The organism is Micromonospora sp. WMMD812, from assembly GCF_027497215.1.
Classification (GTDB): Bacteria; Actinomycetota; Actinomycetes; order Mycobacteriales; family Micromonosporaceae; genus Micromonospora.
This window is the reverse complement of record NZ_CP114904.1, coordinates 559,764-579,939: the sequence shown is the minus strand read 5'-3', so window position 1 is coordinate 579,939 and position 20,176 is coordinate 559,764. Positions and strand designations below refer to the sequence as shown.

17 protein-coding genes are annotated in these 20,176 nt (G+C 70.5%); 4 read left to right on the top strand and 13 right to left on the bottom strand.

All coding sequences use genetic code 11. From position 1 onward, the window contains the following. Positions 1-106 precede the first annotated feature (106 nt). Complete coding sequence (locus O7603_RS02570) at positions 107-1,561, top strand: alkaline phosphatase PhoX (protein ID WP_281574057.1); 1,455 nt, start codon at positions 107-109, stop codon at positions 1,559-1,561. Positions 1,562-1,692: 131 nt separating this feature from the next. Here O7603_RS02570 and O7603_RS02565 read toward each other — a convergent pair whose 3' ends face one another. The 11 genes from O7603_RS02565 to nhaA all read right to left on the bottom strand — a co-directional run bounded on the left by O7603_RS02565 (position 1,693) and on the right by nhaA (position 15,298). Next, on the bottom strand, positions 1,693-2,172 hold the full coding sequence (locus O7603_RS02565) for a hypothetical protein (RefSeq protein WP_281574056.1): 480 nt from the start codon (positions 2,170-2,172) through the stop codon (positions 1,693-1,695). A gap of 94 nt (positions 2,173-2,266) precedes the next feature. Further along, complete coding sequence (locus O7603_RS02560; protein WP_281574055.1) at positions 2,267-3,637, bottom strand: GH1 family beta-glucosidase; 1,371 nt, start codon at positions 3,635-3,637, stop codon at positions 2,267-2,269. Between the two features lie 25 nt (positions 3,638-3,662). Then, positions 3,663-5,075, bottom strand: a complete 1,413-nt coding sequence (locus tag O7603_RS02555; protein WP_281574054.1) for a GH1 family beta-glucosidase — start codon at positions 5,073-5,075, stop codon at positions 3,663-3,665. A gap of 8 nt (positions 5,076-5,083) precedes the next feature. After that, complete coding sequence (locus tag O7603_RS02550; protein WP_281574053.1) at positions 5,084-6,112, bottom strand: ABC transporter ATP-binding protein; 1,029 nt, start codon at positions 6,110-6,112, stop codon at positions 5,084-5,086. Then, positions 6,109-7,182 (bottom strand): ABC transporter permease, encoded by a 1,074-nt coding sequence (locus O7603_RS02545; RefSeq protein WP_281574052.1) that lies wholly within the window; start codon positions 7,180-7,182, stop codon positions 6,109-6,111. Before O7603_RS02545 ends, O7603_RS02550 begins: the two co-directional genes overlap by 4 nt. A 3-nt stretch (positions 7,183-7,185) precedes the next feature. Continuing rightward, positions 7,186-8,166, bottom strand: a complete 981-nt coding sequence (locus O7603_RS02540; protein ID WP_281574051.1) for an ABC transporter permease — start codon at positions 8,164-8,166, stop codon at positions 7,186-7,188. Next, positions 8,163-9,296, bottom strand: coding sequence for an ABC transporter ATP-binding protein (locus O7603_RS02535; protein WP_281574050.1), 1,134 nt, complete (start codon positions 9,294-9,296; stop codon positions 8,163-8,165). The genes O7603_RS02540 and O7603_RS02535 overlap by 4 nt, the downstream gene beginning before the upstream one ends. Positions 9,297-9,406: 110 nt before the next feature. Further along, positions 9,407-11,086 carry an ABC transporter substrate-binding protein gene (locus tag O7603_RS02530; RefSeq protein WP_281574049.1) on the bottom strand — a complete coding sequence of 560 codons (1,680 nt, stop codon included), beginning with the start codon at positions 11,084-11,086 and terminating at the stop codon, positions 9,407-9,409. A gap of 133 nt (positions 11,087-11,219) precedes the next feature. Further along, positions 11,220-12,242 (bottom strand): LacI family DNA-binding transcriptional regulator, encoded by a 1,023-nt coding sequence (locus tag O7603_RS02525; RefSeq protein ID WP_281574048.1) that lies wholly within the window; start codon positions 12,240-12,242, stop codon positions 11,220-11,222. A gap of 243 nt (positions 12,243-12,485) precedes the next feature. After that, positions 12,486-13,226 carry an NAD(P)H-binding protein gene (locus tag O7603_RS02520; RefSeq protein ID WP_281574047.1) on the bottom strand — a complete coding sequence of 247 codons (741 nt, stop codon included), beginning with the start codon at positions 13,224-13,226 and terminating at the stop codon, positions 12,486-12,488. A gap of 137 nt (positions 13,227-13,363) precedes the next feature. Continuing rightward, positions 13,364-15,298, bottom strand: coding sequence for a Na+/H+ antiporter NhaA (nhaA, locus tag O7603_RS02515; protein ID WP_281574046.1), 1,935 nt, complete (start codon positions 15,296-15,298; stop codon positions 13,364-13,366). A gap of 577 nt (positions 15,299-15,875) precedes the next feature. Between nhaA and O7603_RS02510 the strand changes: the two genes are divergently transcribed. From O7603_RS02510 to O7603_RS02500, 3 genes are all read left to right on the top strand, one after another. Then, a complete protein-coding gene (locus O7603_RS02510; protein ID WP_281574045.1) occupies positions 15,876-16,298 on the top strand; it encodes a winged helix-turn-helix domain-containing protein in 423 nt (140 codons plus the stop codon). A gap of 181 nt (positions 16,299-16,479) precedes the next feature. Then, positions 16,480-16,944: a DUF1707 domain-containing protein gene (locus tag O7603_RS02505; RefSeq protein WP_281574044.1), complete on the top strand. Its 465-nt coding sequence runs from the start codon at positions 16,480-16,482 to the stop codon at positions 16,942-16,944. A gap of 174 nt (positions 16,945-17,118) precedes the next feature. After that, positions 17,119-18,048 (top strand): NAD(P)H-binding protein, encoded by a 930-nt coding sequence (locus O7603_RS02500; protein ID WP_281574043.1) that lies wholly within the window; start codon positions 17,119-17,121, stop codon positions 18,046-18,048. 139 nt (positions 18,049-18,187) lie between these two features. On the opposite strand, the gene O7603_RS02495 is transcribed toward O7603_RS02500, so the two are convergent. Continuing rightward, a complete protein-coding gene (locus O7603_RS02495; RefSeq protein ID WP_281574042.1) occupies positions 18,188-19,693 on the bottom strand; it encodes a tripartite tricarboxylate transporter permease in 1,506 nt (501 codons plus the stop codon). Positions 19,694-19,713: 20 nt separating this feature from the next. Further along, a complete protein-coding gene (locus O7603_RS02490) occupies positions 19,714-20,175 on the bottom strand; it encodes a tripartite tricarboxylate transporter TctB family protein (RefSeq protein ID WP_281574041.1) in 462 nt (153 codons plus the stop codon). Between the last annotated feature and the right edge of the window lies 1 nt (position 20,176).

Here is a 20,176-nt window from a genome sequence, read left to right as displayed (position 1 = left end):
CTTTACTGCGATGTCACCGACCGATCCCACGAGTGACGCGTCGGTGTCTGTCCGCAGGAGTTGGCTGTCCAATCGTCACACTTGTCTTGACAAGGAGCTGATCTGCGTGCCGTCTTCTCGTCGTACCTTCCTCGCCGGCGGCGCCGCCGCCGGCGTGGGCCTTGCCGTCGCCGGTGGCCTTCCGTCCCTGGCTCAGGCCCACCCGGGTCGGCCCCGCCCGCCGGCCGGGGCCAGCCACGTGCCCTTCCCGCCGCTCGTGGACGACCCCGACGGCATCCTGGCCCTGCCTGAGGGCTTCCGCTACACGGTGGTGACCCGGACCGGCGTCACCCGTCTCGACCGCGGCCAGGGCCTGACCCCGGCCGACCACGACGGCATGGCCGTCTACGACGCCGGCCACGGCCGTTACACCCTGATCCAGAACCACGAGATCGACCCGGGCGCCGAGTTCGGCGTACCGCACGTCAAGGGCACCGTCTACGACGCCGGCGCCGTCGACGCCGGCGGCTGCACCGTGATCCGGACCGACCGCGCGGGTCGCAACCTCGGTGAGTTCGTCGCCCTCTCCGGCACCGTCAGCAACTGCGCGGGCGGGCCCACCCCGTGGGGGACGTGGCTGACCTGCGAGGAGACCGAGGACCGGGCCGGGGACGACTGGGCGGAGGGCGACCGGTCCGGCGTCTTCCAGAAAGATCACGGCTACGTCTTCGAGGTCTGGGCCGACGGCAGCGCGGACCCGAGGCCGATCAAGTGCCTGGGCCGCTACGCCCACGAGGCCCTGGCGATCGACAAGGACCGCACCAAGGTCTACCTCTCCGAGGACGCCGACGGACCCAACGGCCTCTTCTACCGCTGGACCGCACCCCGCGGCGTCAAGCTCGGTCCCGGCGTGCTCACCCGCCTCGCTCCGGACGCCGGCGTCCTCGCCGCGATGCAGATCATCATGGACGACGGCTCGGTGCTGCCGGACGTCGCCTACCTGACCTCCGCCCAGCTGGGCCGCCCCTTCCCCGTGCGCTGGATCGAGGTGCCGGAGCGCGACGCGCGGACCACGCCGGTGCGCGAGCAGTTCGCCGAGGGCCAGGTCACCCGCGGACGCAAGTTCGAGGGCGTATGGGGCACCGACGAGGGCGTCTACGTGGTCAACTCCTACGCGTGGGACGACGGTGAGCTCCCGGCGGACGCGGCCAAGCACGACGGCATGGTCTGGTTCTACGACTACCGGGCCCAGACCATCCAGCTGGTGACGTACTTCCCGCACCAGACCGCGTCGGAGGAGGGTGACCCGGTCCGGTACAACGACCTCACCTTCGACGGGCCGGACAACGTGACCGTCACCCCGTGGGGAAGCCTCGTGCTCGCCGAGGACGGTTCGGGCGCCTCCCACGTGCTCAGCGCGTTCCCGGGCGGCCCCACGTACGCGATCGCCCGCAACCAGCTCAACGACTCGGAGTTCTGCGGGCCGACCTTCACCGCCGACGGCAAGGTGCTCTTCGTCAACATGCAGGACCCGGGCCTCACCCTGGCCATCACCGGTCCGTGGGAGAAGTACCTGGGCTGACAGAGCCAGACCGACCGCTGGGGGCCAGGCGATCCGCCTTGGCCCCCAGCGCGTTCGTGATGCCCGGTTCGGCCGGCGCCCGCGCGGTCCGGGGCGCGCCTCGTGCCACCGGTCGGTGCCCGCGTCGCGGATCAGCCGGGGTTGTCGGTTCGTGACCGGCGGAGGTAGGAGATCGTCGTCCCGACCAGCAGCACCGCGCCCGCGAAGAAATAGGTGTTGATCCCCATTCCCGCCCAGACTTCGGCCGTGGAGATGTCTTCCGCGCCAACGAAGCCGCCTCGGCGGACGGCTGTCGCCATGAGCAGGTTCTCCACCATTCCGGGAACCCCCCGGACGACGAGCAACGCGCTGCCGAACCACAGCGGCGCGAGGAGCGCCCACCGAGGGACGCGACGTCCCCACGGCCGGACGGTGGCCACCACGACGGCTGCCCCGACGGCCGACACGAGGATGAGAACGACGTTGAAGGTCACGTATGCCCTCATACCCCAGGGTCCGTCACCGGTCGGATCGTCACCGGGAAAGAACACCGCCGCCACGTGGGACACCACGAAGAAGACCAGCCATGCGAACATGCCGTACGCCCAGCGAGGGCCAGAGTGGATTCTCACCCCGCCAAGATCGTTGACCCGGGCGCGGTGACGCCTCCCATCCTGCGGGGAACCGCCTCCCCCGCAGGTGGGAGGCTCCGGCTCTCGGGCAGGTTCAGCCCTCCTGCCGGCGCTGCTTGTGTTCCCGGATCACCTCCGCGTACCGGTGTCCGCTGGCCTTGATCGTCCGGCGCTGGGTGAGGTAGTCGACGTACACGAGGCCGAACCGCTTGTCGTAGCCGTACGCCCATTCGAAGTTGTCCAGCAGCGACCACGCGAAGTAGCCGTCCACCGGGACGCCTCGGGCGGCGGCGGCCGCGCACGCCTCCAGGTGCAGTTCGAGATACTCGGTGCGCCGCTTGTCCTCGACCTCTCCCCCCGGCCCGACCTCGTCCCCCCACGCCGAGCCGTTCTCCGTGACGTAGATGCTGGTGGCCCCGTAGACCTCGGCGAGGCGGACGAGCAGCTCCGTCAGGCCGACGGGGTGGCTCTCCCACCCCATCGCGGTCTCGAGGGCGCCGGGCACGGACACCTGGCGGGCGTACGGCACCGGTCCGCCGGGATCGTCGGCGACGACCTGCCGGAAGTAGTAGTTGACGCCGAAGAAGTCCAGCGGCGCGCCGATCGCCTCGAGGTCGCCGGGGCGGACCGGCGGGGCGACCCGGTAGGTGTCGATCATGTCGGTCGGGTAGCCGCGGCCGAACAGCGGGTCGAGCCACCAGCGGTTGACGTGACCGTCGGCGCGTACGGCGGCGGCGACGTCGGCGTCGCTGTCGCTGGCCGGCTCGATCGGGCTGAGGTTGCACACGGCCCCGACCGACGCCGGCGCGGTGGCGTTGGCGCGCACCGCGGCAGCGGCCAGCCCGTGCCCGAGCAGCAGGTGGTGCGAAGCGGGCACCGCGCGGGCCAGGTCGCACTCCCCGGGCGCCATCCGGCCCTCCAGGTAGCCGATCCAGGCGCAGCAGAGCGGCTCGTTGACCGTCATCCAGTCGGTGACCCGGTCGCCGAGCGCGGCGGCCACGGTGGCGGCGTAGTCGGCGAAGGCGAGCGCGGTGTCGCGGGCCGGCCAGCCGCCGCGGTCCTGCAGCACCTGGGGCAGGTCCCAGTGGTACAGCGTGGCGAACGGGCGGATGCCGGCGGCGAGCAGGCCGTCGACGAGCCGGTCGTAGAACGCGATCCCGGCGGGGTTGGGCCGGCCAACACCGTCGGGCATCACGCGCGGCCACGCCACCGAGAATCGGTACGCGTCGAGGCCGAGCCGGCGCATCAGCGCGATGTCCTCCGGCCACCGCCGGTAGTGGTCGCAGGCGAGATCGCCGGTGTCGCCGTTGTCGATCGCCCCCGGGACCCGGCAGAAGGTGTCCCAGATCGAGGGTTTACGGCCGTCGGCTGTCACCCCGCCCTCGATCTGGTACGCCGAGGTGGCGGCGCCCCAGACGAAGGTCGGCGGCAGGGCGGCGAGGTCAAACACACTCTTCTCCTTCATGTCTCTCTTCGGACCGGCCGCCGTACTACGCGGACCCGCCGCTGCGCACCCGCCGCGCGGTGTCGCCGTACCAGAGCGCGCTCTGCTTGGGGACGCGCGCCTGCGTGTCGTAGTCGACCCGGACGATGCCGAACCGCTTGTCGTAGCCGTACGCCCACTCGAAGTTGTCTAGCAGCGACCACGCGAAGTACCCGCGCACGTCCGCGCCGGCCTGCCGGGCCGCGGCCACGGCCGCGATGTGCGTCGCGAGGTACGCGGTCCGGTCGTCGTCGCGCACGAACCCGGTCTCGTCCGGGCGGTCGTCGAACGCCGCCCCGCTCTCCGTGATCACGATCGGCAGACCGGGGTAGTCCCGGCTGATCCGGACCAGCAGGTCGGTCAGCCCCTCCGGGAAGATCTCCCAGTCCATCGCGGTGGTCGGCAGGCCGCGCGGCACCGCTCGCTCCACCGGGTTGCCGTCCGCGTCCTCGGTGCGCCCGTCCTCGTCCACTCCGGAGAAGACGTGGCTCGTGTAGTAGTTGACGCCGAGCAGGTCGAGGGGCGCGGAGATGATCTCCAGGTCGCCCGGCCGCACCGGAAGCTCGACCCCGCGCGCGGCGAGGTCGGTGACCACGTCGGCGGGGTACCGACCGTGCCGCAGCGGGTCCAGGTAGATCCGGAGGCCCAGCCCGTCCGCGCGGCGTGCCGCCGCCCGGTCCAGCTCGCTGTCCGTCTCCGCCGCGGCGGTGCCCAGGTTCAGCGTGATGCCGAGCTCGACCGGGCGGGTCGCGGCGGCGCGCATCCGCTGGGTGGCCAGGCCGTGGCCGAGCAGCAGGTGATGCACCGCCTGCAGGGCCGCGGTGAAGTCGCGGCGGCCCGGCGCGTGCGCCCCGTACGCGTAGCCGAGCATCGCCGAGCACCACGGCTCGTTGAGGGTGGTCCAGGAGCGCACGCGGTCGCTGAGCCGGTCGAAGACCAGCATCGCGTAGTCGGCGAAGCGATAGGCGGTGTCCCGGGCCGGCCACCCGCCGGCATCCTCCAGCTCCTGCGGCAGGTCCCAGTGGTACAGCGTCACCCAGGGGTCGACGCCGCGGCCGAGCAGCTCGTCGACGAGCCGGTCGTAGAACGCCAGCCCGGCGGGGTTGGCCGGGCCGCGGCCGCCGGGCTGCACCCGCGGCCACGCCACCGAGAAGCGGTACGTGTCGATCCCGAGGTCCTGGATGAGCGCGACGTCCTGCGGCATGCGGTGGTAGTGGTCACAGGCCACGTCACCGGTCTCACCGTTGACGACGGCGCCCGGCACCCGGCAGAACGTGTCCCAGATCGACGCGGTGCGACCGTCGGAGCGTACGGCGCCCTCGATCTGGTACGCCGACGTCGCGACGCCCCACCGGAAGCTCGGCGGCAGACCGGCGATGAGGTCGGACTGCGCGCTGGTCAGGTGACTGGTGGTGGTCATGCTTCTCCTCATTGACGAGGTGCCGGGATCAGGGGGGCGGTGTCCTTCGTCGGGTGCAGCCAGCAGGCCACGGTCCGGGTCCGCCCGTCCGGCACCGGCGGCGCGCCGAGCACCGGCACCTCCCCGGCACACGGGTCGAACGCCTTCGGGCAGCGCGGGTGGAAGGCGCAGCCGGTCGGCATCGCGCGCAGGTCCGGCGGCGAGCCGGCGATGCCGGTCAGCTCACGGCGCGGGCCGCGCAACGCGGGGAAGGAGTGCAGCAGCCCGTCGCTGTACGGGTGCAGCGGGTCGCGGTACAGCGCGGCGGCGGGAGCCTCCTCCACGATCCGGCCGCCGTACATGATGGCGATGCGGTCGGAGAACTCCACCAGCAGCGACAGGTCGTGCGTGATGAACAGGACCGAGAAGCCCAGCCGCTCGCGCAGGTCGACCAGCTGCCGGAGGATCTGCCGCTGCATCACGACGTCGAGCGCCGTGGTGGGCTCGTCCATGATGACGATCTGCGGCTCGAGAGCGAGGGCCATCCCGATCATGACGCGTTGGCGCATGCCCCCGGAGAGCTGGTGCGGATAGCTGTCCATCCGGTCGGCCGAGATGCCGACCATCTTGAGCAGGGAGCGGGCGCGGGCCAGCCGGGCCGGTCTGCTCATCGTCGGCTCGTGCGTCTTGATCACGTCGAGCAGTTGGGTGGACACCTTGTGCACCGGGTTGAGCGAGTTCATCGCGCCCTGGAACACGATGGACGTCTCTGCCCAGCGGAAGCGCCGCAGCTCGGCCGGTGTGAGCCCCATGACGTCGATCGGCTCACCGCCGGGCGGGTGGTAGAGCGCCGAGCCGCCGCTGACCACGCCGGGCGGCGGCAGCAGCCGGGTGATCCCGTATGCGAGGGTGGACTTGCCGCTGCCGCTCTCCCCCGCCAGCCCGAGCACCTCACCGCGGTGCAGGGTGAGGTTCACGTCCCGGACCGCGTGCACGGCGTCGTCGCCCAGCCCGTAGTCGACGTTGAGGTTCCGGATCTCCAGGACGGGTTGCTTCATCGCCGGGCACCCTTCCCGTCGGCGTTGCTCACCACGACAGCGCCGGGCGGGACCTTCCCCGGCGGGCTCGATCGCGGCGGGTCCAGGACCGGGGTGAAGCCGACCCGCATCCGCACGGTGCGCCCGACCGCGGTCCTGATCCGGGTCTTGCCGCTGCTGCGCAGGCGCGGGCTGACGAACTCGTCGATGCCGAAGTTCACCAGCGACAGCGCGGTGCCGAGCAGCGCGATGGCCAGCCCGGCGGGGACGAACCACCACCAGGCGCCCTGCGCGAGGGCCTGCTGGCCCTGCGCCCAGAACAGGATCGTGCCCCAGTTCCAGGTCGAGATCGACGAGATGCCGATGAAGGCCAGCGTGATCTCCGACATGACGGCGAAGATGACGGTGCCGACGAAGCCGGACGCGATGATCGCAGTGAGGTTGGGCAGGATCTCGAAGACGATGATTCGCCAGGTCTTCTCGCCGCTCGCCCGCGCGGCCTCCACGTAGTCGCGGCGACGCAGCGACAGGGTCTGTGCGCGCAGCACGCGGGCGCCCCACGCCCACGACGTCAACCCGATCACGAGCGCGACGATCAGGTCGCCGGCGTTGTTGATGGTCGACGTCACGATGATGATCAGCGGGAGGGCCGGGATCACCAGGAACACGTTGGCGACCGCGGAGAGGCTCTCGTCGGCGGCGCCGCCGAGGTAGCCGGAGGTCACGCCGATCAGGATGGACAGGACGGTCGCCACCACACCGGCGATCAGCCCGACGACGACCACGCCGCGCGTGCCCACCAGGATCTGACTGAAGATGTCCTGCCCGAGATGGGTGGTGCCGAACCAGTGCTCGGCGGACGGCGGCTGGATCAGGTCCGAGCTACGCGCATCCGGGTCGTACGGCGCGACCCACGGCCCGATGATCGCGAAGAGGACGTAGACGGCCAGGATGGCCAGCCCGGTGGCCACCTTGGCGTTCGAGACGAAGCGGAACCGCGCCCGCCTGCTCCTGGTCGGCTCGACGGCCGGCTGGGCCATGGACCCCTGGCCCGGAATGACCTGTTCAATGCTGGAGGAGGAGATGGTCATCGGTCAGCCACTCTTTCGGGTGCGAGGGTCGAGCAGCAGGTAGGCGACGTCGGCGAGCAGGTTGGCCACCAGGACGGCGATCGTGATGATCAGGAAGATGCCCTGCATCAGCGGATAGTCCTTGGCGCCGACCGCCTGGAACAGCTGGTAGCCGAGGCCCGGGTAGGAGAAGACGATCTCCACCAGAAGCGTGCCGCCGACGATGAACCCCAACGCCAGCGCGAAGCCCGACACGTTCGGCAGCAGCGCGTTGCGGGCGGCGTAGCTGACCGCCACCCGCCGCTCCGACAGGCCCTTCGCGTGGGCGACGGTGATGTAGTCCTCCGCCGAGACGGTCACCATCATGTTGCGCATCCCGAGAATCCAGCCGCTCATCGACGAGATCAGGATCGTCGCCGCGGGCAGCAGGCTGTGTTGCACGGCGCTGGGGATGAAGTACTGGTCGAACGCGGGCACCAGGCCCGGCTCGAAGCCCCCGGACGACGGGAAGAAGCTCCCTGGGCCGGCCAGCAGCGCGATCGCGACCAGACCCAGCCAGAAGTACGGGATCGAGGAGAGGAACGTCGTGGCGGGCATCAGGGCGTCGATCCACGAGCCGCGCCGCCAGCCGGCCACCACGCCGAGCGCGGTGCCGAGCAGGAAGCTGATGACCGTGGTGATGCCGACCAGGCCGAGCGTCCACGGCAGGCTGTTGCCGACGACCTCCGACACCGGCGACGGGAAGAACGTGAACGACACGCCGAGGTTGCCGTGGAACAGCTGGTTCCAGTATTCGAGGTACTGCTCCCACAGGCTCTGGTTCTTGTCGAGCCCGAAGAGCACGCGCAACGACTGGATGGCGTCGGTGCTGAGCCGCCCCTGGTACCGCGACAGGAGCGAGCTGACCGGGTCGCCCGGGATCATCCGGGGGATGAAGAAGTTGAGCGTGATCGCCGCCCACGCCGTGAACAGGTAGAAGGCGATGCGCCGCAGCAGGAACGTCATCGTGCCTCCTCCGCGAGAGTGCGGGCCGGTGGGGTCGGGTGCGTCGTCTCGGCGACGGCCGCCGATCCGGGTTCCTCCGCCGCGACCGTGGCCGGGTCGTAGAGCCAGCACGCCGCCCAGTGACCGGGCTGGTCGTCGACCGGAAGCCGCGGCGGCAGGTCGCTGGCGCAGCGCGGCATCGCGTGCGGGCAACGAGGGTGGAACCGGCAGCCGGCCGGCGGCCGGATCAGGCTCGGCGGCTCCCCGTTGCCGCGGTCCTCCTCGGTGTCGGCGGCGATTCCGGCGATCCGGTCCGGGTCCGGGGCGGACTCGATGAGCAGCCGGGTGTACGGGTGGGCGGGGCTCTGGGTGACCGTCTCGCTGTCACCGCCCTCGACCATGCGTCCGGCGTACATCACCAGCGTCTCGTCGGCGAAGTACCGGGCGGACGCGATGTCGTGCGTGATGTAGAGGATGGCCAGGTTCAGCCGATCCTTCAGGTCTCGCAGCAGGTTGAGGATGCCCAGCCGGATGGAGACGTCGAGCATGGAGACCGGCTCGTCGGCGAGGAGCACCTCCGGGTTGGCGCCCAGCGCTCGGGCGATCGCGATGCGCTGCCGCTGCCCGCCGGAGAGCTCGTGCGGGAACTTGTTCACGTACCGTTCGGGTGGCGTGAGACTGACCCGCGTGAGCAGGTCGGCGAGGGCCCGCTCGAGGTCTTCGCCGGTGCGACCGGCGTTGCCGTGGATCCGCAGCGCCCGGGTGAGGTGGTACCGCACCGTGTGCACCGGGTTCAGCGACGCGAACGGGTCCTGGAAGATCAGCTGCACGCGTCGGACGTACGCGCGGAAGCGGCGGCCGCCGCGAACCGACGTCGATACGCCGTGCAGGAGGATGTCGCCGCCGGTGCGGGGATACAGCTGGGCCAGGAGTCGGGCGACCGTCGTCTTGCCGGAGCCGGACTCGCCGACCAGCGCCGTCACCCGACCGCGGCGGAGCACGAACGAGACGTCGTCGACCGCGTGGACGCTGACCCGCGTCCGGGAGAAGAGGTCGCGCAACCGCCGACGGACGGCGAAGTGCTTGGTCAGGCCGACGGCCTCCAGCACCACCTCGCTGCCCGGCGTCGCCGCGCTTTCGCTCACCGTCATGCCGAGTTCCTGTCTGGGGTGTCATGTCACCGGAGGTGACGCGATGCCACTGTGGAGCCGGGGACCGCTCCCCCGGGCGGCCGAGGCCACCCGGGGGGCGGTGTCGCGGATCAGCTACCGGCCGGCTTGAGGTGCAGGACCACGTCCACCGCGTTGGGCTGGGTGGGCTGCATCGCGCCGTACGGGTTCGCGTCGTCGGGCCAACCGACCCAGTTCTTCGTGCTGTAGGCGCCGCCGACCTGGTCCGCGCCGACCGGGATCATCGGCATCTGGTCGACGAAGATCCGCTGCAGCGTGGCCATCGCCGTGGTGCGGTCGGCGTCGCTCGTCGCGGCCGCGTACGCCCGCAGCGCCGCGGTGGCCTCCGGGTTGTTGAAGCGGCCGAAGTTGCCGGCCGGCGACGCGGTGCCGATCGGCTTGAGCTGCGCGCCGTCCATGACGGTCCGGTAGATGTCGTACGGGGTGGCGCCACCCTCGGTCCACCGGAACGTCGCGTCGAAGTTGCCCGCCTCGACGTTCTTGAACCAGGCGTCCTGGTTGGCCTTGTCGACCGTCGCCGCGATACCGATCTTGGACAGGTTGTCCTTCACGATCTCGAGGCTGGTCTGGTAGTCGGACCACCCGGCGGGGTCGGTCAGGGTGAGCGTGACCGGCTTGCCGGTCGGGTCCTTGAGCGTGGTGCCGTCGAGCTTGAAGCCGGCGTCGGTGAGCACCTTCTTGGCGCCCTCGACGTCGACCGCGTGCTCCTTGCCCTTGAACTCCGCGGCGATGTACGAGTCACCGGCCGGGCTCGGCAGGCCCGTGACGCTCTTCACCAGCGGGTGGAAGTACCCCGCCTCGGCCTGGACGAAGATGTCCTCGCGGCTGATGACCATGTTCATGGCCTTGCGCAGGGCGGCGTTGTCGAACGGCTTCTTGGTGGTGTTGATGTAGAGGCCGTGGATACCGAGGACCGGCGGCGCCCACACCTTGTGGTTGGCCGGGTCCTTGTCGACGAAGACCGTCTTGTAGTTCGGGATGAAGACGAAGCTCCACTCCGACTCGCCGTTGGCCAGCGCGGTCGTCTGCGCGTTGTTGTCCGTGTAGGACGTGTAGCGCAGCTCCTTCACCTGCGGCAGGTCCTGCCAGTAGCCGCCGGTGCGCACCGACAGGGTGGTGGTCTGCGGGGTGAAGGACTTCAACGTGTACGGGCCGCTGCCGACCGGGTTCTTGTTGATGTCGGTCTTCGGGTCGCTGATCTTCTCCCAGATGTGCTTGGGCACGATCGGGACGCGGAACAGGACCTTCGGCTGGTTCACGAACTGAGGGCTGTCGAAGGTCAGCGTGACGACGTTGCCGCTCACGCTCACCTCCTTGTACGGCGTGCCCTGGTCGTTCAGGGCGTCGTTGTCCTTGACCAGGTTGTAGGTGTACGCGACGTCCTCGGCCGTCAGTGGCTTGTCGTCAGACCACTTGACGCCGTCCCGGATGGTGACCTTGACCGACGTGTAGTCGGGCGACCACTCGGCCTTGGTGGCGAGCCACGGCTTCATCGGGTCGGCCGGCTTGACCGGGTTCCACATCATCAGCGGCTCGTAGATCTGGTAGGCGTAGCCCAGCGATCTGGCGGCCGACGTGGTGAGGAACGGGTTGTGGTTCTCGGTCTGCGGTCCGTTCGGCATACCGACGTTCAGCACGGTGGCCGTCTGGGCCTTGTCCTTGTTGGCGTTCGGGCTGTCGCCACAACCGGCGAGCAGTCCGATCGCGGTCACACTCGCGAGGGCGAGCGCGAGAGTACGTCTGACGCGCATTCATTCCTCCCATTTATTCGTTTTTTGGGGGTGGGGGATCTGGGAGCGGCCGGGGCAGTTGACGGGCGCCGGCCATTCGGTAGAGCGCTCTCACGATTGCGTCGGTGCGACCCCCTGGCGGCGGTGCCGGGGGTCAGGGGAGGTGCGTCGCGGCGAGGGCCGGGACCGTCGAGGTGCGGGTGACCAGGGTGGTGGGGATGACGGTGGGAGCGTCGGGCAGCGGCACGCCCTCGAAGTACGACATGAGCATCCGGGCCGCGGCTTCTCCCATCTCGCGAATCGGTTGGTGCACTGTGGTCAGTGGCGGCTCGGTGTGCGCCGCGTACGGGACGTCGTCGAAGCCGACGACGGCGATGTCGTCCGGCACCGTGCGACCCGCCTCGCGGATCGCCTGCAGGGCGCCGCCGGCGGACAGGTCGTTGTGAGCGAAGACGGCGTCGAACTCGATGCCGGCCTTGAACCGCCCGTTGACCGCGTCCCGACCTGAGTCATAGGTGAAGTCACCCTCGACCACGAGCCGCGGGTCGAGGGGCAGGCCCGCCTCGGCGTACGTCTCGGCGAACCCCGCCAGCCGCTCCTGGGTGCAGCCGAAGGCCTCGATGCCGGTGACGACGAGCGGTCGACGTCGGCCGAGCTCCAGGAGGTGGCGGGCGGCGGATTCGCCACCGGCGCGGTTGGTGGTGGCGACCGACGGAAAGGGGCGTTGGTGGCCGCGGTCGTCGATGAGGATCACCGGGAGGCCACCACGGTGCAGGTCGGCGATGTAGTCGAGGGTGCCCTCGGGCTCGATCACGAGCAGCCCGTCGAACGACTTCGCGGACACGTGCGAGGCGAACTGCCGCATCGACTCGTCGCCCCGGTTACAGGTGAACAGCAGCAACCCGTAGCCCGCGCTCTCCACGACGTCCACGACGCCCTGCACGACCTCACCCATCCACGGCCACGTCAGGGACGGCACCAGCATGCCGACGATCTGCGTCCGGCCGCGGGCCAACCCGACCGCGCGAGCACTCGGCACGTAGCCCAACTCGTCGATCACCCGCCGCACGCGCGCGGCGGTGGTCTCGTCGAGCTCACCCTTGCCGTTGAGCACCCGCGACACGGTGGTCTTGCTGACCCCGGCCCGCGCGGCCACGTCGGCGATGGTGATGGGCACCCGTACCCCCTCCCCGCGTGTTTCTGGTGGGTTAACGCCAGATACGGAACCGGTTGCGGAAGCGGTTCCGGCACGGAGTCAACCGGAGTGAGCTACGCCACGTCAATAACGCCGAGGTAACGACTGAGACCTGGCCACAGCCAGCCCACGACAGGTGTGCGGGCTCAGCCGAGCGGGGACCGGTGCGGCTCACGTGGCGGTCGCGACGCGCCGGCCGATCTCCGCTACCTGCCGCCGTGCCGTTCAGGCGGTGGGGTCACTCCCGGCCGTCCCGGGGAATCGACCATCACCGGCGTGGGCCAGCGCGCTGGGCGAGAGGCACCCGACGATCGCCGGCGCCTCGTGGATGAGCGTGTCGTCGGTGAGCGCGTGCACCATGAACAGCGCGAAATCCACACGCCGCGTCAGGTTGCTCGCGAGGACCGGGTCGCCGACGTGACGGCTCCACACGGGTAGACCCTCGCTCTCGCCCGCCTCGAGGTCGCTGCCGCGGACGACGGTCCACCGCCGATCGCTGGCGAAGATCCGCCGGCACGCCTGCACCTGGTCGTCGACGTCGATGGCGCGCACGAGGCGGGCCAGCCAGGTGACGATCCGGACAACCGCCTTGAACCTCCAGGAGTACTGGTCCCTGCCGTCGCGGGTGATGTGCCAGCCGCATGAGAAGACCAGGCGCGCGCCGGGGTCAGCGTGGTCGAGCACCGCCTGGGCCGTGCCCGACGAGTACTGCCGCATACCCCAGGGGACCAACACGGTCAGCACGCCGTCGCAGCCGGCGACCGCCGTCCGGATCACCTCTCGGTCGTTCGTGGGGCCGGGAACGATCGTGATCCGGTCCGCGTAGGCGGCGAGCTTCGGGACACTGCGTTCGCGACACACGCCGACGACCTCGTAGCCGCGGTCCAACGCGTGCTGAACCATGAACCGCCCGAGCTTCCCCGAGGCCCCGACGACGCACACCTTCCGCATCTGGTTCCTGCTCATGTTTCCGCTCCCGCCTGTGGAGTCGCCGGTCGGACTTACGGCGTAAGTCACGCTAGGCCACCCGCGCCACGCGGGCGCCGATGTCCTGGCGTACTCGATGCCGTCGATCCGGATCGGGCTGCCCGCCGCGCGGCGTTTCAGCTCGCCGGTCCCCCCTCGCGGCGGCGCCCGGGATCCCGGCGGTACTCGGGACGGAGCTTCGCGCTGGCGAACGCCGCCTTCACCGCCGCTGACAGCGCCTCGATGTCGTACGCGCCGTGGTGGCGCCGGCCGTTGATGAAGAAGGTCGGGGTGCCGGTGACGCCGCTGAGGTCGGCGGAGTCGACGTCCTCGGCGATCCGGTCGGCACCCTTGGCCTTGGCCAGCCGTTCCCGGAACCGGTCGAGGTCCAGGCCCACCTGCTCGGCGTAGCGCAGCAGGTCCTTGGGATTGAGCGCGTCCTGGTGCGCGAGAAGCAGATCGTGCATCTCCCAGAACGCGCCCTGCTCACCCGCGGCCTCGGCGGCCTCGGCGGCGAGTTGGGCGTGCGGGTGGACGTCGGTGAGAGGCAGGTGCCGCCAGACGTACCGGACGTTGGCAAAGTCGGCCAGCAGTGCCCGGACCACCGGCTCGGCCTGCCCGCAGTAGGGGCATTCGAAGTCGCCGTACTCCACGACCGTCACCGGCGCTTCGCCCGGCCCGCGCATGTGGTCGCGCTCCGGATCGACCGGAACCATCAGGTCGACGATCCCCTCGGCGACGCCCAGCAGCGCGCGGGCCCGCCGCGCCGGTGGGAGCCGGGCAGCGGAGCGGAACACCAGCCAGGTGACGACGGACGCCACCACCGTCGCGACGAGGATGCCGAGCTTGGCCTCCTCCAGGGCCGGGCCGTCCAGCGCGTGGGTGGCGATCAGGAGGGCGACGGTGAAGCCGATGCCGGAGACCGTGCCGACGCCGGCGACGGCGAGCCAGCCGACCGGCGGCCGGAACCGATTGCGGCTCAGCCGCGTCACCAGCCACGAGGCGACCACGATCCCGGCCGGCTTGCCGACCACGTACGCCACGACGACGCCGATCGCGACCGGGGAGGTCACCGCCCTGGCCAGGAGCTCGCCGTCGATCACGATCCCGACGTTCGCCAGCGCGAAGAGCGGCACGATCAGGTAGCTCGCCCACGGGTGGTAGAGGGTCTGCAACCGCTCGTTGGGCGACAGCGCCGAGGCGAGCCCGGCCCGGGCCGAACGGGCGAGCTGCGGGGTGGGCTGTTCCCGGAAGAGGCGGAACTGGTCACTCGCCCGCTGCAGTTCGGTGCGGCCGGGGGCGTAGGCGTAGCTGAGCATTCCCATCACCAGGCCCACCACGACCGGGTCGACACCGGACTCCGAGACCGCGAGCCAGGCCGCCACCCCGAGCAGCGCGTAGACCGGCCCGAACCGCACGCCACAGCCCCGGACGAGCAGGACGAGGCCGAAGACTCCCGCCGCGACGAGCAGCGCCGTCGGCGACGGATGCTCCGGGTAGGCGATCGCCAGCACCGCGATCGCGACCACGTCGTCGATGACGGAGACCGTCAGCAGGAAGCCCCGCAACCGATCCGAGAATCGTGGCCCGAAGACGGCCAGCGCGCCGAGCGCGAGCGCGGTGTCCGTGGCCATCACCGCGCCCCAGCCCGCGGCGGTGGTACGCCCGGCGTTGATCGCGAGATAGATCACGATCGGCACGAGCATGCCGCTGAGCCCGGCCAGCACCGGCAGCGCCAGCCGGCGCCGCTCCCGCAGCTCTCCGATGTCGAACTCGCGGCGCAGCTCCAACCCGGCGACCAGGAAGAAGAACGTCATGAGGCCGCTGTTGACCCAGTAACGCAGGTCGTGTGACACGTGCCAGTCGCCGAGCTGGACGGAGAAGGACGTGCTCCAGAGCGACTCGTACGACGACGGATGGACGTTGGCCCAGAGGAGCGCCACCACCGCGGCGACCAGCACCACCCGTGCGCCGCCGGTCTCGGTGCGCAGGAACCTGCGCAGTGGGGCGTCGAACCGGCCGACCCAGGCGGTCCGGGCGGACCATCCGGGGTGAGGGCTGCCACTCGTCACGCGGACAATCCTCCTCGACCTGATCGCCGCCTTGGTTCGGATTCGCGCACAACGGCGAGGGTGCCACACGGGCGCGGGCGAGTGATCCGAGGCCGTGCGAGGCGCGACTTCATGGCCGCGATCACCGCGCGAGCCCGCTACCGTCGCCGGCCCTTGGCGGCGCCGAGGAGGTGAATGACGTCCTCGTCGACCGGATCGGCCGGTGAGCCGTCGAGTCACCGACGCACCCGGGTGGATCACGTACCGCCCGCTCATCGTCCGCCGTCCTGGGCGGCACCGGCAGACCCGTGCCGCCCCGGCGCTGCGCCCTCCGGAGCGGCACAGCACCACGACAATCCCCCGACGTCGCCCGACCGAGGGACAGCCGCGACTTCGGCCGCGGGATGCCAGCTCGGCAATGACTATACGGACAGGGGCACAGGGGCACAGGGGCACAGGGGCACAGGGGCACAGGGGCACAGGGGCACAGGGGCACAGGGGCACAGGGGCACAGGGGCACAGGGGCACAGGGGCACAGGGGCACAGGGGCACAGGGGCACAACCGGCGCGGCACACGGGGGGACAACGCTTGTGCGGCATGACTGTCGATCCGCGCTCGCACACACCGGTCTATGTGCAGGTCGCCGATTTCCTCAGGACGCGGATCGAATCGGGTGAGCTGGCGCCCGGGGAATCGCTGCCCAGCGAGGCGCGGCTGACCCAGGAGTACGGCATCGGCCGCGAGGCGGTGCGGATGGCGATCTCGACCCTGCGATCCGAGGGGCTGGTCAGCACGGTCCGCGGTCACGGGACGCGGGTGCGCAGCACGCCCGAGCGGCACCAGATGGAGCTACCGGCTGGCTCGTCAGTCGTCGCTCGGATGCCGACGGGCCGCGAACGAACTGAGCTGCAGTTGGACGAGGGCGTCCCGATACTGGAGATCCGCCACCGCACCGGCAAGACGGAGGTCAAGCCCGGCGACCCGATCGAGCTGACGCGCCCAGGGGAAGACAAGCCCTAGCCAGGTAGCCGGCACGGTGAAGTAGCTCGGTCACAAGAATGCCCACGGGAGCATCGTCGTCCTGCATCTCGACCGGACACCGTCGGTCGCGGTCAAGGCATACTGGGATTCCTGATCTTGTTCCTGACTGGGGCGGGCTGGACGCCCGCTGTGGCCGGATCGTCAGCGCTAGGCTCTCGCGGTGAGCGGCGTCGAAGACCACGGGTTGGATCTCAGCGGACCTTCGCCCGAGCTGCGCATCGGAACACCGGAACGTCGGGCAGCCGAGGACGCACTCGAGATCCACCTGAGCGAGAAGCGACTGGACTCTGACGAGTTTGATCGGCGGGTAGAGGCGTGCGAGCAGGCGAGCAACCAGGCGGAGCTGCTGCGGATATTTGCTGACCTTCCGACGCCCCACCCTGAGATGCCGTCTTCTGCCGCTTCCCCGGCCGAGTTTGAAGGCGACGTCCCACCGATCGCGGTGGCGGGCTGCCTGACGTTGGGGCTGGGGCTACCGGTGGCCATCGTGCTCGGGTGGGTTTACGGCACCTGGTGGGCTCTTGCCGTACCGGTAGCGGCAACTGTGGCGATGGCCTACATCGAGCACCTACGCAAGCCGCCACGTAGCCCTGTCGAGGGCAGCGACCCGCAGCCTTCCGACTGACCAGTGCCCGCGGCCACGGCGCCCGTCGCGCCCGCCGTCGTTCAACGTCCCGTGACGGCTTTCTCACCGTCCTGCGGTTGGTTTCCGGCCGGCTCGCACGGCTTGCCCGTTCTACGTGGTCGCTTGACAAGCCCCGGGGTCGAGTGTGGACGATTCGGTGTGCGGATTTTCGTGGTGGGTGGAAGCGGCCTGATCGGCGCCCATGTGGTGGACGCGCTGCGCGAGCGGGGCCATACGGTGACCACGGTGGCGCGTACCGCTCGTGCGGGCGTTGATCACGTACTCGATGTCGGGTCTGCCTCGGTCGACGAACTCCGGCCACTGCTCGCCGGCCAGGACGGTGTGGTGTACGCGGCCCGCACCGACGAGCAACGACCGGTGCGCAAGCCGATCTATCCGGTCTTCCGCCGTGACATCGTCGAGCCGGTGGCGCGCCTGTTCACTGCCGCCCGCCACGAGGGTCTCACCCGTGGGGTCATCATGGGCTCGTACTACACCTACTTCGATCGGCTGCATCCCCAGTGGCGTCTCGCGGCCCGACACACGTACATCCGGTGCCGGGTGGAGCAGGCGCGGGAGGGACGGGCGGCGGCCGGCCCGGATCTGCCGGTCGCCGTGCTCGAGTTGCCGTTCGTCTTCGGCCGGGCCGGCGAGCGGCTGCCGAACTGGGCCGGTCCGCTGGACCGGTGGGCGAGGTCTCGTACGCCCCTGCTCGTCCCCGCCGGCGGGAGCGCCGCGACCTCGGCGCGCAGCGTGGCCGAGGTCGCGGTCGACGCACTCGAGCGTGCCCGCGGCGCGGACCTTCCGGTCGCGGACGAGAACCTCACGTGGCACGACATGATGGCGCGCATCGCCGAGGCGGTCGGTCGGCGCCGCCGGGTCGGTCGACTGCCCGCCGGCGCGGCACGGGCCGCCCTACGCGGTGGCGGCGCGCTGCAGGCCCTCGGTCGCAGGGAGTCGGGCGTCAACCTCACCCACCTCGCCGACCTCCTGCTGGCCGAGCTGTTCGTCGAGCCGGCGAGCGGCCGGTCGCTGGACCAGGCGCTCCACGAGACCTTCACCGACATGGCATCGACGCAGGATCGCGTGCCGCCGTCGACGTGATGCGCGGGGCGAACTCCAGACCTACCGTGCGGCCGGTCGGCCCACGTACGGCGCGGTCGAGCGCCCGCGAGTGACGCGCCCGACCGGGAGGCGGCTCCTCGCCTCCCGGTCGGAACGCCCACGACTCAATCGGGTACGCCTACTCCTCCTCGGCGAACACGGCCTCGCGGCGCCTGCGGATCGTCGGCAGGACGGCGACGACGAGCGCTGCCACGGCCAGGGCCAGGAGCACCGCGGAGATCGGTCGGGTCAGGAAGACCGACGCGTCGCCCCGGGAGATGATCAATGCGCGTCGCAGGTTCCTTTCGAGCAGCGGGCCGAGGACGAAGCCGAGCAGCAGGGGCGCGGGCTCGCAGCCGCACTTGATCAGGATGTAGCCCAGGATCCCGAAGAACACGATCGCGTAGACGTCGTACGCGTTGAAGCTCAGCGAGTAGGTGCCGATCGCGGCGAACAGGATGATCATCGGGAACAGCACCTGGTACGGGATGCGCAGCATGCGCACCCAGATGCCGATCAGCGGCAGGTTCAGCAGCACGAGCAGCACGTTCCCGATCCACATCGACGCGATCAGGCCCCAGAACAGCGCCGGCTCGTCGTTGATGACGTTCGGCCCGGGGGTGATGCCGTGGACGATGAACGCGCCGACCATCAGCGCCATCACCGGGTGGGCGGGCAGGCCCAGGGTGAGCAGCGGGATGAACGACGTCTGCGCGGCGGCGTTGTTCGCCGACTCGGGACCGGCGACGCCCTCGATCGCGCCGCGTCCGAACTCCTGCTGCCGCTTCGAGATCCGCTTCTCGACGGCGTAGGAGGTGAACGACGCCAGGACGTGGCCACCGCCGGGCAGGACGCCGAGCGCGGCGCCGAGACCGGTGCCCCGCAGGATCGGGCCGACGATCCGGCGCCGGTCCTCGCGGGTCGGCCAGAGGTTCTTCACCTTGCTGACGATCGCCGTGCGGGTCTGCTCGTTCTCCAGGTTGCGCAGGATCTCGGCCACCCCGAACATGCCGACGGCGACCGACACGAAGTCGATGCCGCCGTACAGCTCGCGCTGGTCGAACACGAACCGGGGCGTGCCGGTGTAGATGTCCTGGCCGACCGTGCCGAGCACCACGCCGAGCGCGATCATCGCCAGTGCCTTGAGCGCCGTGCCACGCGCCAGCGCGATCGACACGATCAGGCCGAGCAGCACCAGCGAGAAGTAGTCGGCCGGACCGAACTTCAACGCGACGCTGGCCAGCGGTGGGGCCGCGACGGCCAGCGCGACGGTGGCCACCGTACCGGCGATGAAGGACCCCACCGCCGCGGCGGCCAGCGCCGGACCGGCCCGGCCCTGCCGGGCCATCTCGTGCCCGTCGAGCGCGGTGACCGCCGCCGACGACTCGCCGGGCAGGTTGATCAGGATGGCGGTCGTGGAGCCGCCGTACTGTGCGCCGTAGTAGATGCCGGCCAGCATGATCAACGCCGTCACCGGCTCGAAGCTGAACGTGATCGGCAGCAGCATCGCCACCGTCGCCGTCGGCCCGATGCCGGGCAGCACGCCGATCGCGGTTCCGAGCAGCACTCCCACGAAGCAGTAGAGGACGTTCTGGACCAGGAGGGCGGTCGAGAAGCCCAGCGCGAGGTTGTCGAGAAGATCCATGCCTCAATCCGGATGCCGCGTCAGACCCCCAGCCACGGACCCCACAGGGGGATCCGCAGCTGGAGCCCGACGACGAAGATGAGCGTGCTGGCCACGGTCAGCCCGGCGGCCACGGCCACGGCCGTGAGCAGCCGTACGCGTGAGCTGGCCAGCGTGGTGAGCAGGGCGGTCACCGCCGACGTCGGGACGAATCCCAGGCGCCGGACGGTGAATCCGAAGAACAGGACGGCGACCACGATGACGGCGACCGCACGCCAGGGAATCGGCCCGAACGAGACCACCTCGCCGGCGATGAGTCCCTTGACGACGATCGCCAGCCCCAGGAGAGCCACGGTCGCGCCGACGAGCAGCGGGAAGGCGCCGGGGCCCATCCGCAGTGGGGTGCCCAGCTCGTAGCCGAGCGACCCCAGCGCGAACGCGCCACCGATCAGGACGAAGATTCCCCCGGCGAGGAGATCCGGGAAGGATCGGCGACGCTCCACC